Source organism: Streptomyces sp. R-07 (genome assembly GCF_049913175.1).
Classification (GTDB): Bacteria; Actinomycetota; Actinomycetes; order Streptomycetales; family Streptomycetaceae; genus Streptomyces.
On sequence record NZ_CP183978.1, the window covers coordinates 5,323,588 to 5,338,529 of the forward strand.

General features: G+C 73.2%; 14 protein-coding genes. 1 reads left to right on the forward strand and 13 read right to left on the reverse strand.

The features are described from left to right. Positions 1-10: 10 nt before the first annotated feature. The 13 genes from ACN9M0_RS24510 to ACN9M0_RS24570 all read right to left on the reverse strand — a co-directional run bounded on the left by ACN9M0_RS24510 (position 11) and on the right by ACN9M0_RS24570 (position 13,257). Complete coding sequence (locus tag ACN9M0_RS24510; RefSeq protein WP_426404195.1) at positions 11-1,930, reverse strand: hypothetical protein; 1,920 nt, start codon at positions 1,928-1,930, stop codon at positions 11-13. After that, complete coding sequence (locus ACN9M0_RS24515; RefSeq protein WP_399696116.1) at positions 1,920-2,885, reverse strand: aldo/keto reductase; 966 nt, start codon at positions 2,883-2,885, stop codon at positions 1,920-1,922. Before ACN9M0_RS24515 ends, ACN9M0_RS24510 begins: the two co-directional genes overlap by 11 nt. Positions 2,886-2,887: 2 nt before the next feature. Then, a complete protein-coding gene (locus tag ACN9M0_RS24520) occupies positions 2,888-3,883 on the reverse strand; it encodes an endonuclease/exonuclease/phosphatase family protein (protein ID WP_399696115.1) in 996 nt (331 codons plus the stop codon). Continuing rightward, positions 3,880-4,992, reverse strand: a complete 1,113-nt coding sequence (locus tag ACN9M0_RS24525) for an endonuclease/exonuclease/phosphatase family protein (protein ID WP_399696114.1) — start codon at positions 4,990-4,992, stop codon at positions 3,880-3,882. Before ACN9M0_RS24525 ends, ACN9M0_RS24520 begins: the two co-directional genes overlap by 4 nt. Continuing rightward, positions 4,985-6,037: a glycosyltransferase family 2 protein gene (locus ACN9M0_RS24530; protein WP_426404196.1), complete on the reverse strand. Its 1,053-nt coding sequence runs from the start codon at positions 6,035-6,037 to the stop codon at positions 4,985-4,987. The genes ACN9M0_RS24525 and ACN9M0_RS24530 overlap by 8 nt, the downstream gene beginning before the upstream one ends. A 12-nt stretch (positions 6,038-6,049) precedes the next feature. After that, positions 6,050-7,102 carry an NAD-dependent epimerase/dehydratase family protein gene (locus ACN9M0_RS24535; RefSeq protein ID WP_366040960.1) on the reverse strand — a complete coding sequence of 351 codons (1,053 nt, stop codon included), beginning with the start codon at positions 7,100-7,102 and terminating at the stop codon, positions 6,050-6,052. Then, entirely contained in the window at positions 7,096-8,526 is a 1,431-nt protein-coding gene (locus ACN9M0_RS24540) for an aspartate aminotransferase family protein (protein WP_426404197.1), read from the reverse strand. Before ACN9M0_RS24540 ends, ACN9M0_RS24535 begins: the two co-directional genes overlap by 7 nt. Continuing rightward, positions 8,523-9,476, reverse strand: coding sequence for a lysylphosphatidylglycerol synthase domain-containing protein (locus ACN9M0_RS24545; RefSeq protein ID WP_366040958.1), 954 nt, complete (start codon positions 9,474-9,476; stop codon positions 8,523-8,525). Before ACN9M0_RS24545 ends, ACN9M0_RS24540 begins: the two co-directional genes overlap by 4 nt. Next, complete coding sequence (locus tag ACN9M0_RS24550) at positions 9,473-10,435, reverse strand: UbiA prenyltransferase family protein (protein ID WP_426404198.1); 963 nt, start codon at positions 10,433-10,435, stop codon at positions 9,473-9,475. Before ACN9M0_RS24550 ends, ACN9M0_RS24545 begins: the two co-directional genes overlap by 4 nt. Before the next feature lie 34 nt (positions 10,436-10,469). Next, a complete protein-coding gene (locus ACN9M0_RS24555) occupies positions 10,470-11,492 on the reverse strand; it encodes a glycosyltransferase family 2 protein (RefSeq protein ID WP_399696111.1) in 1,023 nt (340 codons plus the stop codon). Positions 11,493-11,542: 50 nt separating this feature from the next. Continuing rightward, on the reverse strand, positions 11,543-11,821 hold the full coding sequence (locus ACN9M0_RS24560) for a hypothetical protein (protein ID WP_382867254.1): 279 nt from the start codon (positions 11,819-11,821) through the stop codon (positions 11,543-11,545). Positions 11,822-11,847: 26 nt separating this feature from the next. Continuing rightward, on the reverse strand, positions 11,848-12,048 hold the full coding sequence (locus tag ACN9M0_RS24565; RefSeq protein WP_366040954.1) for a hypothetical protein: 201 nt from the start codon (positions 12,046-12,048) through the stop codon (positions 11,848-11,850). Between the two features lie 444 nt (positions 12,049-12,492). Further along, positions 12,493-13,257 (reverse strand): GntR family transcriptional regulator, encoded by a 765-nt coding sequence (locus ACN9M0_RS24570; protein WP_053649500.1) that lies wholly within the window; start codon positions 13,255-13,257, stop codon positions 12,493-12,495. Positions 13,258-13,542: 285 nt separating this feature from the next. Here ACN9M0_RS24570 and ACN9M0_RS24575 point away from each other — a divergent pair, with 285 nt between their 5' ends. After that, positions 13,543-14,838: an extracellular solute-binding protein gene (locus ACN9M0_RS24575; protein WP_366040953.1), complete on the forward strand. Its 1,296-nt coding sequence runs from the start codon at positions 13,543-13,545 to the stop codon at positions 14,836-14,838. Positions 14,839-14,942 lie beyond the last annotated feature (104 nt).

Consider the following 14,942-nt stretch of genomic DNA (forward strand, 5'->3'; position numbering starts at 1 on the left):
CTCCCCCTCGTCACGTTCCGTCGCGCGACCGGTCGTACTCGTGATCGCGGTCGTCGATGCTAGAGGGGAGGAGCGGTCTAGGTCTAGACCAATCGAGGTGAACTCCGGGATGCGCTCCCGTCCGTACGCCGGCCAGCGCGTCGCACACCGCGCCCGCCGCGAACCCCGAGACCAGCAGGGCCAGTTCGACCTGCGGGCCGATCCCCACCGCGAGCACCGCCAGCGCGCCCGCGCCCGCCGCCACCGGACCGGCCCAGCCGGGCCCGCCCGCCGCCGAGGCCGCCGCCCGCTCCAGGGACACACAGAACGCGAAGGCGCCCACCACCAGCGGCACCCAGCCCGTCACCGCGCCGGTCCCCGCCGGGCCCCACTGCCACAGCACCACCAGCGCCCCCGCCGCCGCGCCCGCCGCGAGCAGCCCGCCGATCACCGCCCGCCCCGCCGCGCCCGGCCCCAGCCGCCGGGTGAGCACCCCGAACGCCGCCAGGGCCGCCACCGGGACCGCGAACGGAAGCAGCCCGTACACCCCGTCCACCAGATCGCGGTCCACCACACCCGAACCGCCCACCACGGCGCCCGTGTCCACGAGCGCCGACCGCAGCGCCGTCACCGTGACGGCCCCGGCCGCCGTCATCGGCTCCTCCTCCGGCACGACGACCACCACCGCGGATCCGGGGCGGCGCCAGTCGGCGGGCGCCGCCGCGAGCAGCACACCCGGGACCCGCGCCGCCCGCGCGGCCACCGCCGCCGGGTCCGTGCCCCCGGGCACCAGGACCTCCAGCGGGTTCAGCACCCCCGACGGCACCCCGGCCGCCGTCAGCCGGTCGAGACCGTCCCGGGCCGGACCGCTCGCCACCAGGGCACGGGCCTCCGGATTGCCGACCCGCAGCTGGGTGGCCGCCCCGGTGAGGAGGACGAGGAGGACGAGACCGGTCGCCGGGACCGTCCGGGTGCCCCGTACGGGCCTCCGCACCACCGGCCGGGACACCGACCGCAGCACCGGCCCCAGCGTCACGGCCGCCGCCGTGCCCACCACGCAGACCGCGAGGCCCGCCACCCCGACCGACCGCAGGAACGCGGCGGGGAAGAGCGCCAGGACCGCGCAGGCCGCCGCGCCCGCCGCGCCGCCCGTCACCGCCGACCGTGCGGCGGTCCCCGGCGGCTGCGCCCAGCGGTGCACCGCCACCACGAGCGCCGTCACCGGCACCAGGTACACCACGACGAAGCCGATCTCGGTGAACCCGGCCACCGCCTCCACCAGGACGAGCGCCCCCACCGAGGTCACGGCGGCGAGCAGCAGCGGCCCCAGGACCCCGAGCGCCGAGCGGAACGCCAGGACGAGCACGAGCAGCAGCCCGAGGGCACAGACGGCCTTCGCCGCGAGAGCCACCGGGCCCGGACCCGCGAGCGCGCTGTCGTGCTGGAGCGGCAGCACCCCCGTCACCTCGACCCGGGCCTCGGGCAGCGCCGACCGCAGCCCCGCCCGGAGCGTGACCGCCGCTTCCTCGACGGCCGTCAGGCCCGCCAGGTCCGGCTTCCCCGCCGCCGGGTACACCAGCGCGTACACGGTCCGCCCGTCCGCGCCGAGGAACCCCTCGTCGCCCGTCCCCGCGTACGAGACCGTCCGCGCGCCCGGGCCCGCCGCCCGCTCCAGGGCATCCGCCAGCCGGGTCCCCCCGGCCCGTACGTCCGTCCCCGCCGGCCACGTCACGACCGCGACCAGCGGGGCGACCGCGGCCCCGTTCCCGTACCGCTCCTGGATCGCCTGGTTCGCCCGGTGGCCCGGCCCGCCGGAGGCGGTGAACGACTGGTCGAGCCGCCCCAGGCCCAGGACCGCCGCCGCCCCGCCCAGGACCAGCACGAGCAGCCACGCCACCCCGACCGCCACCCGGTGCCGCAGCACGACGGCCCGCACCCGCTCAGTCCACATCGTCGAGCCGCTTCCTCAACTCGTCGTCCAGGCGCAGCCCCGCCGCGGCCAGCGACTCGTCGAGCTGCTCCGGCGAACTCGCCCCGATCACCGGCAGGACGGGCAGCCCGCCGCCCAGCGCCCAGGCCAGCACCACCTGGCCGGCGGTCACCCCGAGCTCGCCCGCCACCTCGGCGAGCACCTTCAGTCGCCGCTCCGAACCCTCGTGCCGGTACTGCTCCGGGATCTCCTTGCCCGGATCGGTGTACGCCCCCGTCAGCTGCGTCGTGTACGCCGTGAACGTCAGCTCCGGCCGCGTCCCCAGATAGTCCAGCAGCTCCTCCGAGGCATGCGGGTTCACCCCGAACTCCGCGCCGGGGCGCGGCCGCAGATACGTGTACCGCTGCTGCACGGCCGCGTAGTCCGGCACGTCGGCGGCGGCCGCCGCGCCCCGCGACTCCTCGATCCGCCAGGCCGCGAAGTTCGAGCAGCCGGCCCGGCCGATCTTCCCGACGTCCGCGAGCTCGCCGAAGGCGCCCATCGTTTCCGCGACCGGCGTCTTCCGGTCGTCGATGTGCGCGTAGTACAGATCGATCCGGTCCGTGCCCAGGTTCCGCAGGCTCTCCTCCACCTGGCGGCGGATCACCGGCGCCGACAGCCCCTCCGCGCACTCCGGCCAGGCCGAACCCGGCGGGTCCGGCAGCGCCCCGACCTTGGTGGCGAGCACCATCTCGTCCCGGACGCCCCGGCTGCGCAGCCACCGGCCGATGAGCAGCTCGCTCTCGGCGCCGGTCGCGCCCGGCTCCCAGAAGGCGTACGTGTTCGCGGTGTCGATGAAGGTGCCGCCGGCCTCGTGGAAACGGTCGAGGACGGCGAAGGCCGCGGCCTCGTCGATCCGGGTGCCGAACGGCAGGGTGCCGAGGCACAGCGTGCTGACGCGGGGGCCCTCAGGGCCGCCCAGGTTCGTGTACTCCATGGCTACTTCCCTCTCTCTCGAACGGTTCGTACGGTGACGGTCAGCTCCTGGACCAGGTGGTCCGAGAGGCCCTCCGCGTCGCGGAAGCGGTACGAGCCGACCCGGGCGCCGCCGCCCGTGAACGCCCAGTCGATCCGCCACAGCCGCAGCCGCGCGCGGGCGTTCCAGCTGGCCGGGCAGAGCGAGCGGCACGCGCCGATCACGTCGCGCAGCGAGCGGGGCATCCGGCGGATGTCGCCGATGGCGGCGCTGGTGTTGAAGTCCCCGGTCACCACGACCGGGTGCGGGTTGCCCCGCAGGTCGGCGACGAGCGCCGCGTACTCCCGGTCGCGGGCGGCCGCCCGGCGCCGCATGTCCCGGAGGAAGGCCGGCCGCAGCGGGTTCATCACCGTGAGCTGGACCGGGATGTGCACGTTGTACGTCGACAGGACGCCGTCCCCGACCCGCAGGTCCACCCGGAGCGAGCAGGCGCCGACCGGCACGGGCGGCCCGGCGGGCGGGAACCGGGACAGCGTCACGGAGTTGTTGTCGACGGCCAGGTGGTGGCCGGGGAACTCCGCGCGCAGCCGGTCCCCGTCGTCGATGTCCCAGACCTCGCCGCCCTCGAAGCCGTTCAGGTACTCCTGGAGGACGTACACGTCGGCGTCGAGCGAGCCCAGGAAGGCGTAGAAGCGGTCGGGGTCGCCGCCCTGGTTCCAGTGCTGGGTGTTCCAGGACACGAGCCGCAGCCCGTCCGGGGCCTCCGTGCGCGGGGCGAGGGCCCGCAGATTGATCCCGTTCTGCGGCCAGGCCGCCAGCAGGCAGCCCGCGGCGAGCGCCGCCGCGAGCCGGTCTCCGGTGACGAGCGCGGCGGCGAGCAGGACGAGCGGCACGGCCGCGAAGACGACCGGCGGCAGCAGCGAGACCGCGAGCCACGGCCACCAGCGGCCGTTGAGCGCGAGGTGCAGCGCGAGGAACACCGCCCAGACCAGGGCGCAGGACAGCACCATCGCCGTCATCCACTCCCCGGCAGCGACACCCACAGGTCCTGCACGGCGTGGTCGGAGAGCTTCTCCGGCGCGCCGAACTCGTACCGCTCGGCCCGCGCCCCGTTCCCGGTGAACGCCCAGTCGGTCCGCCAGAAGGGCTTCCAGCCGCCCTCCTCCCAGCTCGTCGGGTACGGGTCGGTGCTCACCTCCGCCGCGTCGTCGAGGCGCTCCCGGAGCGGGTCGAGGTCCGCCATCGCGGCCGTCGCGTTGAAGTCGCCGGCCACCACCACCGGGTTGCGGTTGGCCGCCAGGTCGGCCTCCAGGCCCTCGTACTGCGCCCGGCGCGGGGCGAACCGTTCCCGCATGTGGCGGTAGAAGGCGGCGGAGAGGAGGCCGTCCGGCATGCTGTTCCACACCGGCATGTGCACGTTGTAGAAGGACACCGCACGGCCCCTGACCAGCACGTCCGTCCGCAGCACCTTGTTCGCGAGGTACTCCGTCGGCCAGTCGGCGCCCGGCGGCACCTCCCGGGCCGGGCCCACCGCCGGCTGCCGCAGGATCGGGAAGCGGGAGAGCGTCACCAGCTCGCCCCGGACGGCCACCTGGTAGCCGGGGAACTCCCGCCGCAGCCGCGCCAGGTCGTCGACCGGCAGCTTGCCCTTCCGGTCGGCGGTGACGTGCTGGTACTCGTGCAGCAGGTACACGTCCGCGTCCTTCGCCTTCAGGAAGGCGTAGAAGTGGTCCTGGGTGCCGAGGAGCTGGTTCCACGAGTTGGTGTTCCAGGCGAAGACCCGTACCGCCTCCGGGCCGGGCCGCGGCTCCGCCCGCCACAGCGCCGCCGGGTCGAAGCCCGACTGCCCGAAGCCCAGGATCAGGGCGAGCGCGGCGGCCGCGAGGCTCCGCCACCGGGCGGCGCCCCGGGCGAGCGGGGCGAGGGCCGCGAGCCCGAGCGGCACGAGGGCGAAGACCGCCGGCGGCACGATGCCGACCAGGTGCCCGAGCCAGATCCGGCCGTCCGCCGCCCACTCCACGAGGAGCAGCACGAGCCAGGCGAGGGCCGAGCCGAGGACCGGCCCGTTCCAGCGGCGCCGGGCCGGGCCGGCTCGGACGGCCTCCGCCGGGGCGAGCGTGTCAGCCATGGTCGGCCGCCGAGGCACCCACGCCCACGCGCGCGAGGTCGGGGCGCGGCTGCGGGTCGTACAGGTGCCGGAACCGCTTCGAGCACAGCCACTGCATGCCCGCGACGCCGATCGCCGCGAACACCGTCAGGTTCACCAGGAAGTTGACGGCCACGAAGTAGCCGAGGAACAGCCGCCCCCGGTGGCGTCGCACCTCCCGGTACATGTCCAGGTCGCCCCAGACGCCGAGGACGAACAGCGCGAGCGGAAGGAGCGCCCACGCGGCCCCCCACAGGAGCGGCGCGGCCAGCGCGGCGACCGTCAGGGGCGCGGCGAGGCTGGCGCCCGCGCGCGGGCCGGTGACGAAGCCGCCCTGGAGGTGGCGCCTGCCGAGGATGAGCGGCACGGCGAGCCGGGCGCGGGCGAAGACCTTGTCGAGGACGATCCGCACGGTGTCGTCGTGGTCGTGCCGGCCGCGCACCTCCAGGGAGCTCAGCACCGTGTACCGCTCGGAGATCCGCCGCCCGTAGTCCTGGTCCTCGGTGTGCCGCAGGATCGGGTTGAACGGCCCCACCTCGTCGAAGACCCGCCGGGGCATGGCCAGGATCGCGGTGTGGACGGTGTCGATGACCCCCTCCGACTTCAGCAGCAGGTAGTACTGCTGGAGCGAGCGGTACTCCTCGATGAGGCTGTCCCGGATCAGCGGCTCCGGCTCGTAGGTGCCGCAGATCGCGCCGTACCCCTGCCCGGAGGCGAGCAGTTCGACCGACTTGGCGACCGCGTCGGGGTGCATGGCGACGTCGGAGTCGAGGAAGACCAGGATCTCGCCGGAGGAGAGTTCCGCGCCGAGGTTGCGGGCGACCGCGACCCCGCTGTTGACGCCGGTGGAGACCACCCGGGCGCCGGCCGCGGCGGCGATCGCCGCGGAGTCGTCGGTGGAGCAGTCGTCGACGACGACGACCTCGATGTTCGGGTACGTCTGGGCGAGGGCGGCCTCGACGCACAGGCCGATCGAGCGGCCGTAGTTGTAGTTGGGGACGATGACGGAGACCAGGGGGAGGGACATGATCGGGTGCTCCTAGAAGAGGACCTTGGCGAGGGAGAGGGCCCCCTGCCGCCACGGTTCGACACTGGTGACGCCCTCGCTCTTCTTCGCGGGGCGGGCGACGGCGGTGCGCTGCTGCTCCCGCCACCAGGCGAAGGTGCGCAGGATCGCGTCCTGGTTGGAGTGCTTCGGCCGGAAGCCGAGGACGTCCCGCGCCTTGTCGGTGGAGACGAAGCTGTCGTCGAGGAGCTTGTGGAGCAGGCGCCCGTAGACCGGGGAGAGCCCGGAGCGCTGGAGCAGGCTGAGTGCGGCGAGCGCGGGCCTCGCGGGCAGCGAGCGGACCCGCTTGCCGTGCCCGGCCGCGTCCAGGACCGCCTGGAAGTCCTCGCGTATCGTGCCGAACTCGGTGGCGCCGAGGTTGAAGGTGTCGTCGGCGCGCTCGGCCGGCGCCTCCATCGCGGTGACGACCGCGTCGACCAGGTCGGCCACGTCGAACATCTGGATGCGGACGTCGCCCCGCCCGAGGACGGGGAAGTTCCGGCCCTCCTCGGCCCACTCGAAGAGCATCGCGAAGAGCCCCATCCGGCCGGGTCCGAGGAAGGTCTTGGGCCGCAGGATCGGCACGCACATCTCCCGGCCCCGGAAGCGCTCGGCGACCTCCTCGGCCTCCGCCTTGGCGGCGCTGTACGTGTCGACCGGTTCGCGCGGGTACTCCTCCGGGGTCGGCACCACCTTCGGCAGGCCGTACACGGCGGTCGAGGAGATGTGCACGACCCGGGGCACGGCGTTCGCCTCGGCGGCCGTCAGGACCGCCTCCGTCCCGCCGACGATCACCGAGCGGATGGTGTCCGCCGGGTAGCTGGGCAGGGCGGCGGCGCAGTGCACCACCACGTCGGCGTCGGCCGTGACCCGCTTCATCGTCACGGTGTCCCGGACGTCGGAGACCGTGTGCGTGAGGTGGGCGTGCTCCGTGCGGGGGGCCCGCAGGTCCACGCAGTGCACCTGCCGGCCGTCGTCGAGCAGCCGCTCGATCAGGGTCGAACCGAGCATTCCGGCACCGCCGGTGACCACGATGCGCTCTACCACAGCGACGACACCTTCTCCTTGACGAAACGGGTGAGCAGACGGGGCAGACCCTGGGCCAGGGTCTTGTCGAGGCAGTCCAGGAAGAACTCGACCTCGTGCGGCTCGGCGACCAGCGAGGGGGCGACCATCAGCGGGTTCTCGCCGTTGAGCGTGTAGTACGTGTAGATCCCGTGGTCCCGGTACAGGGCGTTGACCACCGAGGACGTGATGAGCTTGGTGCGGAAGCGCGGGTCCTTCGTCATCGCGCCCGGCACCAGCTTCGTCACCAGCTCCAGGATCTTCGGGCCCTTGTGCAGGAAGACGCCGTGCAGCGCGCCGTGGCCGCGGACCTCGGCCACCACGTCCGGGTACTCCTTCGCGATCCGCTCCAGACCCGGGGCGAGGATCCGCTCGATGTCCCGGGCGCGGGCCGGGTAGTCGTCCTCGACGGCCACGTTGACGGCCTCGATCGCGGTGACCGCCTCCTCGCCGAAGCCGTAGTAGGTGGTGGAGGTCGACTGGAGCAGGGCGTCCGTGAGGTTGTCGTACGCCTTGCGGAAGACCGGCTCCCGGGCGACGAAGGCGGAGATGGACGACTTGCCGCCGCCGAAGGACTTCGAGGTGGTGAGGACGTCGGGGACCAGACCCTTGTACCGCATGAAGTGGAAGAGGGTGCCGGTCTTGCCCCAGCCGGTGTAGATCTCGTCGAAGAGCAGCACGATGTCCTCGGCCGTGCACAGCTCCCGCAGCCCGCGCAGGAACTCCTCCGAGCACTCGTTCATCGTCGACGCCGACAGCGGCTCGATGAGGATCGCGTACACGTCCGACCCGCCCTTGTCGGTGCGGAGTTCGGCGACGAGCTGCCGGACCGAGTCGAGGTCCCCGTACCGGAAGATCCCCACGCCCGGGATTCCGGGGAACTGGAACCCTGACTGGTTCTGGCCGGTCAGGCTGCCCGAGCCGAGCAGCTTGCCGTGGAAGGAGATGTCGGCCCGCAGCACCCGGGAGCGCCGGCCGCCGTGGTACTTGTACGCCAGCTTGACCGCGCCCTCGACCGCCTCCGCGCCGGAGTTCGGGAAGAACGACATGTTCAGGTCGCCGGGCAGCAGCTCCGCCAGGTTGTGGCCGAGGGCCGCGACGTACGGCGAGAAGTACGTCTTGTGGACCTCCATGCTCTTCCGCTCCTGGAAGCGCTGCCGGGCGGCGAGGATCCGGGGGTGGTTGTGGCCGTGGTTCAGGACGCCGACACCGCCGGTGAAGTCGAGGACACGGCGGCCGTCGCGCTGGGTGATCCAGACGCCCTCGGCGCTCTCCACGAGCTCCTGGCCGAAGCCGAAGGAGGTCATCAGGGAGACCTGGCTCTTGTTGACGTGGTCCTTGTACAGGCCGTGGACCTGCTTGGGCGTCAGCGACTCGCAGTCGTCGACGGTGTAGAGGGCGGTCATGTCCGTTCCTTCGGGTCGGTGGGGGGAGTCGTGCGGTGGGGGAGGGTCAGGAGGAGGGCGGCGCCGCCGACGATGACCTCGCTGAGGGTGCACACCACCCGGCTGGCGACGGCGACGGCGGTCGCCTCCTGCCAGGGCAGGACGGCGGTCAGGGCCAGGAGCAGCAGGGCCTCGCGGGCGCCCCAGCCGTCCGGCAGCACCACCACGAGGCTGGCGGCGGCCGTGGCGAGGGCGAAGCCGCCCACGCAGACCGGCAGCGCGGTCAGCGGCGGGGCGCCCAGCATCACGGCGAGCGCCCACAGGTGGAGTCCGCCGACCGCCCAGGAGCCGGTCGCGGAGGCGAGGGCCCGGCGCATGCCCCGGTCGCTCGCCCGCGCCTCCGGGGCCGGGCGGCGGGCAAGGCGCGCGGCGAAAGCGGCGAGGCGGTGGAGCAGTCCGGGCCGTACGGCGAAGGCGAGGGTGACCGCGCCCGGCAGCACCAGCCACCAGGCCTCGGCGCCGATCGTCCAGGGCGCGGCGATCGGGCCGACGGCGAGACCGGTGAGGACGGCCACGATCAGGTTGAGCAGGAAGACGGCGAGCACGACCGGCGCGGGCACTCCGGCCGCACCGCCCATCCGCAGCTGGGCGAGGACGCCCCAGACGGCGCCCGGCACGTACTTGCCGAGGTAGGAGGTGAAGTAGATCCGGGTCGCGGTCCGGCCCGGCACCCGCGGCCCGAGGTCGGACAGGAGGGTTCGCCAGGTGGCCATGGAGAGCAGGACGGCGAGGGCGTTGGCCGCGAGCGCCGCCAGGAGGTACGGGACGGAGCCGGGCCGCAGGACGAGCGCGGCGAGCTCGCCGGCCCGGCCGTACAGGGCGAATCCGATGCCCGTGACGACCGCGACGGGGAAGAGGACGGGGAGCAGGCGCCGTACCCCTCCGGGGGCGGGAACGGTGACCGCCGTCATGAGCCGAGCCGGCCGAGCAGCCACGCGCCGGCGAGCAGCGCCGACCAGAGCAGGGCGTTGGAGACGGTCGTCCGGTCGCTGAACAGGGCCCGCGAGGGGTTGCCGCCGCCAGAGTCGACCACGATCAGCTGGAGGTAGCGGGCCAGCCCGAACAGCGCGAACGGGGCGGAGAGCACGGCGACGAGCGGGCCGTGCGCCCCGAAGGCCGTACTGCCCTGGACGTACAGGACGTAACTGACCGCCGTGAGGACCGCGGTGAAGGCGAGCAGCTGGTCGAGGAAGCCGAGGGTGTAGCCGCGCAGCGCCGGCCGGTGCAGCACCCCGCCGACGGCCATCTCGTGGCGCCGCTTGCCCAGGATGAGCAGCAGGCAGAGGGAGAAGACGCAGAGCGCGAGCCAGTCCGGCACCGGGTTCCCCGCCGCCAGGCACCCCTGGGCAAGCCGCAGCACGAAGCCGAGGGCCACGATGAAGACGTCGACCAGCGGGACGTGCTTGAGGCCCTTGCTGTACGCGGCGTTGAGCGCGATGTACGCGGCCACCGGCCACCAGTCCGCGAGCTCGGCCGTGCCGGTGAGCGCGGTCAGGCCGACGGTCCCCGCGAGGAGGGCGGCGAGCACGGCGGCGAAGGACACGGCGGTCCCGACGCCGATCCGTCCGGCGGCGATCGGCCGGTACCGCTTCTCCGGGTGACGCCGGTCGCGGTCCCGGTCGCCGATGTCGTTGACCAGGTAGATCAGCGCGGACGCGAGGGTGAAGACGGCGATCGCGGCCAGCGCGCCGACGAGCGCGCCGCCGTCGAGCCGGGGTGCGCCGAGCAGCCCGAGGGGGACGACGACCAGGTTCTTCGTCCACTGTCCGGGGCGGACGAGGGCGGTGAGGTCGGCGAGACGACCGGGGGGACGGGAGGCCGGCGGACGGACCGCCGGCGCTTCTCGGCCGGTGAGCGTGGGCGTGGCCATGGACGTACTCCTGTGGGGAGGGTCGTACGGGAGGTCATACGGAGGTGGTGGGGGCGGCGGTGACGTCCCGGCGGCGCACGCTCGGGCCGAAGTCCGGCTCGGTGAGCCAGCGGACGGTGCCGCGGGCCGCGCCGAGGACGATCGCCTGGTGCAGCGCGAAGTGGACCGCCGTGAAGTAGACGAGGAACCACGGCCCCCGCGTCCGCAGCGCGAACCGGCTCAGGCCCGGATCGGCGCAGGCGAAGAGCAGCGCGCACAGCGCCGGGAGCAGCAGCAGCCAGGGGGAGAGGAGGCCGAGGAACAGGGTGGGCAGCGTCAGCGCGGCGGCGAGGACGCCGAGCGGCCGGTTGGCGGTGAGCCCGCCCTCTCGCATCTGCCCGAGCGCCGCGATCAGCAGCTGCGAGCGCCGGTACTGCTCCGAGAGCATCGCCCCGAGCCGGTCCACGTCGTCGTGCCGGCCGCGGATCGCCTCGGTCATCAGGATGCGGTGGGTCCGGACGAGCCGGCCGCTGTACTCGACGTCCTCCGAGTCCCGGAGGTTCTCGTCGAAGGGGCCGGTGGCCTCGAAGACCTCCTTGCGGATCGCGCCGAGGGCGAAGAAGGCGGTACGGACCTCGCCGGCGGCGCGGCGGCGCCAGAAGTGGGCGTGCAGGGCGTGGTAGCGCTCCACGGGCCCGTCGTCGAAGAGCGGTTCGGGGTCGAGGACCCCGTGGACGCAGCCGAGCCCGGGGTCGTCCGCGAGCAGGTCGGCGGCGTGGGCGAGGGCCTCGGGGTGGAGGGCGGTGTCGGAGTCGAGGAAGAAGAGGACCTCGCCGCGGGCGGCGGCGGCCCCCATGTTCCGGGCGGCGGACACCCCGCGGTTGTGGGGGCTTGCGATGAGGACGACGCCGAACTCGCGGGCGATGTCCCGGGACCGGTCGGTGCTGGCGTCGTCCACGACGATGACGTCGAGCGGGGCGTGGGTCTGCGCGAGGACCGAGGTGAGGCAGGCGCGCAGGGTCTTCTCGTAGTTGTAGTTGGGGATGATGACGGACACGCTGGGACGGGCCCTGGGCATGGGGGTTCCTTGGGTTCCTTGGGGCGGGGCTCCCCGGGCGGTGGGGGGCGTCAGAGGAGCCGGAAGTCCGCGATGCGGTGGCGGGAGAGCTCGGGGGAGTGGCCGAGGAGGAGCCGGCAGAGCAGCAGCGCGTGGCCGACGGCCTCGATCTCGTCGGGGCCCCGGATGTACAGGGCGAGACGGACGGTCCGGTCCAGGACCAGCGCCCGGGCGGACTCGAAGCGGTCCTGCGGCCGGGCGACGCGGTGCAGCGTCTCGACGAGTCGTGCGGCGGACGGGGCCGGTGGGGGGTCGGTGTCCGGTGCGGGGTCGTCGTCCGGTTCCCTCATCGAGACGCCGATGAGGTAGATGGGGATCAGCCCCAGGAGAAGCCGTCGTCGCCGTCGGTGGGCTGAGCGGTCGCGGTCACGTCCGAGGCGGTGACGGCGGCCGTCCCGGCGGGCGCCGGCTGGGCGGCGAGGACGAGGGTCAGCGCGGCGGCGGCGGGGACGGCCAGGGCGACGGCGGCACGGATCCGAATGCGGGCGAAGGTGGCGAATCGGGCGCTGCTGGGCATGGCGGGGCTGCCTTTCTGGACGGTGCGGAGTGGAGGTCGCGGGGGTGGGGTCCCCGGGGCCGCTCCCGGGCTCTGCCGGGCGGCTTCGACATGTCCAAGACTGGCCTGCCGGGGGTGCCCTGTCACCGGAAACCGGCTGGCGCCAACCGCGTGGCCGTTAGGGGCCAGTCCGTGCCACGGGCCGCCGCGCGCCGCCCACCAGCGGGTTTCCGGGAGGCGTCACGTTCCTGCCAGGCGGAAGGTGCCGGGGGCCCGTCACGTCTGCCCGGGGCCGGGCTCGTGCGGCCCGGCTCGTACCGCCCGGCTCGTGCGGCCCGGCTCGTACCGCCCGGCTCGTGCGGCCCGGCGGAAGCCTCGTACGGCCTCCGGAAACGCCGAACGGCCGCACCCCCCGCCGGGGTGCGGCCGTTCATGCCTGACGATTCATGCCGTACGAGAGGAAGCTCAGCCGTTGGGGCGCTTCAGGCGCGCCACGAACTTGTACCGGTCGCCGCGGTACACGGACCGCACCCACTCGACCGGCTCGCCCTGGGCGTCCAGCGAGTGGCGCGAGAGCATCAGCATCGGCAGGCCCACGTCCGTGCCGAGCAGCCCGGCCTCGCGCGGGGTGGCGAGGGAGGTCTCGATGGTTTCCTCGGCCTCGGCGAGGTGCACGTCGTAGACCTCGGCGAGCGCGGTGTACAGCGAGGTGTACTTCACCAGCGAGCGGCGCAGCGCGGGGAAGCGCTTCGCCGACAGGTGCGTGGTCTCGATCGCCATCGGCTCGCCGCTCGCGAGGCGCAGGCGCTCGATGCGGAGCACCCGGCCGCCGGCCGAGATGTCGAGCAGCCCGGCGAGGGTGTCGTCGGCCGTGACGTACCCGATGTCGAGGAGCTGCGAGGTGGGCTCCAGGCCCTGGGCCCGCATGTCCTCCGTGTAGGAGGTGAGTTGCAGGGCCTGCGAGACCTTGGGCTTGGCCACGAACGTGCCCTTGCCCTGGATGCGCTCCAGGCGGCCCTCGACGACCAGCTCCTGGAGCGCCTGGCGCACGGTGGTGCGCGAGGTGTCGAACTCGGCGGCGAGCGTGCGCTCCGGCGGGACCGGTGTGCCGGGCGGCAGGGTCTCCGTCATGTCGAGCAAATGCCGCTTCAGCCGGTAGTACTTGGGCACGCGCGCGGTGCGGGTCGGTGTCCCGCTCTCTGTCTCCGTACTGCCCGCGTCCGTGGCCATGGCCTGCCTTCCCGACTCCTGTGCTGCTGCCGTCACCGGCTCCTCCGTCTGTCGCGGCTCACATGGTGGCACGGACCGGTCACGGGTCGTCGCCCTCCCTCAGGTGTCGGTCCGATAACGGACGCGACTGCCCTTCTTATACACCCTTGACACCCCTAAAGGTCTAGGCCAAGCTCCGGGTACTGGTCTAAACCATTAAAGACCAGGTCCCAGCCCCACGAGCACTACCCGACGTATGTCTTCGCGCGGTGGGCAGGGGTTGCAGGCATCCCTGAGGAGGGTGGCGTGAAGCGCAAGCTCATCGCGGCGATCGGCGTCGCAGGCATGATGGTCTCCATCGCTGCGTGTGGTTCGGACAGCGACAGCGGCAAGGACGGCGGCAAGGCCACGGCCGGGGGCGACAAGACCCTGACCGTCTGGGTCATGGACGGCTCCGCGCCGGACGCCTGGATGGCCGAGGTGAACAAGGCCTTCGAGGCCAAGCACCCGGGCGTCAAGGTCAAGGTCGAGAAGCAGATCTGGAACGGCATCCAGGAGAAGGTCACCACCGCCCTCTCCGAGGACACCCCGCCGGACGTCCTGGAGCTCGGCAACACGCAGACCGCGGGCTACGCGGTCACCGGCGGTCTCGCCGACCTGTCCGGCGACAAGGCCACGCTCGGCTACGACGCCTGGAACAAGGGCATGGTCGCCTCCAACGAGCTGGACGGAAAGCTCTACTCCGCCCCGTGGTACGCCGCCAACCGCGTCGTCGTCTACGACAAGGCCGCCTTCAAGAAGGCCGGTGTCACCCCGCCGAAGACCCGCGCCGAGTGGATCGACGGTCTGAAGAAGCTCAAGGCGTCCGACCCCAAGTCGCAGGCGATCTACCTGCCGGGTCAGTCCTGGTACGTCCTCGCCGGCCTCATCTGGGACGAGGGCAGCGACCTGGCGGTCAAGGACGGCGACAAGTGGAAGGGCAACCTGTCCTCCCCCGAGGCCGCCAGCGCCATGAACTTCTACAAGGAGCTGGCGTCCTACTCGACCGCTCCGAAGGACAAGGACGAGGCGACCCCGCAGCAGTCCACCGACATCGTCCCCAAGGGCGGCGTGTCGTCCTGGATCGGTCTCGGCTGGGAGGCCGGCGGCGCGATCGACGCCATGAAGAAGGCCGGCAAGACCGCCGACTTCGGCTACTTCCCGATCCCGGGCAAGACCGCCGACAAGCCGGGCTCCGTCTTCCTCGGTGGCTCGAACCTCGCCATCGCCGAGCGCTCCAAGAACAAGGACCTCGCGAAGGAGTGGCTGGCGCTCGCCGCCGGCAAGGACTTCATGACGAAGTACGCCGCCGCCACCGAGGGCGCGCTGCTTCCCAACACCGACGCCGCGCAGTTCAAGCCGGCCGCGGGCTCCTTCGCCGAGGCCATGGCCGCTTCCTCCGCCTCCGGCAAGGTCACCCCGGTCACCCCGGGCTGGGCGAACGTCGAGACCGCCCCGAACCCGATCAAGGACTACATGACCAAGGTCCTGAAGGGTGAGGACGCCAAGAAGGCCGGCGAGGCGGCCGACAAGGTCATCAACGAGCGCATCAACCAGCAGTAATCCGTAGCCCCGGTGGTGCGGCCGGTTTCGCACCGGTCGCACCACCGGCGCGTCGCAGTGATGCAGTGATCAGCGGCCCGCTCCCCCGGGCCGTGCCCCGGTGG

Coding starts and splice junctions, on each gene's coding strand:
- ACN9M0_RS24510 (WP_426404195.1), bottom strand. CDS start 1,930: ATGTGGACTGAGCGGGTGCGGGCCGTCGTGCTGCGGCACCGGGTGGCG.
- ACN9M0_RS24515 (WP_399696116.1), bottom strand. CDS start 2,885: ATGGAGTACACGAACCTGGGCGGCCCTGAGGGCCCCCGCGTCAGCACG.
- ACN9M0_RS24520 (WP_399696115.1), bottom strand. CDS start 3,883: ATGACGGCGATGGTGCTGTCCTGCGCCCTGGTCTGGGCGGTGTTCCTC.
- ACN9M0_RS24525 (WP_399696114.1), bottom strand. CDS start 4,992: ATGGCTGACACGCTCGCCCCGGCGGAGGCCGTCCGAGCCGGCCCGGCC.
- ACN9M0_RS24530 (WP_426404196.1), bottom strand. CDS start 6,037: ATGTCCCTCCCCCTGGTCTCCGTCATCGTCCCCAACTACAACTACGGC.
- ACN9M0_RS24540 (WP_426404197.1), bottom strand. CDS start 8,526: ATGACCGCCCTCTACACCGTCGACGACTGCGAGTCGCTGACGCCCAAG.
- ACN9M0_RS24545 (WP_366040958.1), bottom strand. CDS start 9,476: ATGACGGCGGTCACCGTTCCCGCCCCCGGAGGGGTACGGCGCCTGCTC.
- ACN9M0_RS24550 (WP_426404198.1), bottom strand. CDS start 10,435: ATGGCCACGCCCACGCTCACCGGCCGAGAAGCGCCGGCGGTCCGTCCG.
- ACN9M0_RS24555 (WP_399696111.1), bottom strand. CDS start 11,492: ATGCCCAGGGCCCGTCCCAGCGTGTCCGTCATCATCCCCAACTACAAC.
- ACN9M0_RS24560 (WP_382867254.1), bottom strand. CDS start 11,821: ATGAGGGAACCGGACGACGACCCCGCACCGGACACCGACCCCCCACCG.
- ACN9M0_RS24565 (WP_366040954.1), bottom strand. CDS start 12,048: ATGCCCAGCAGCGCCCGATTCGCCACCTTCGCCCGCATTCGGATCCGT.
- ACN9M0_RS24570 (WP_053649500.1), bottom strand. CDS start 13,257: ATGGCCACGGACGCGGGCAGTACGGAGACAGAGAGCGGGACACCGACC.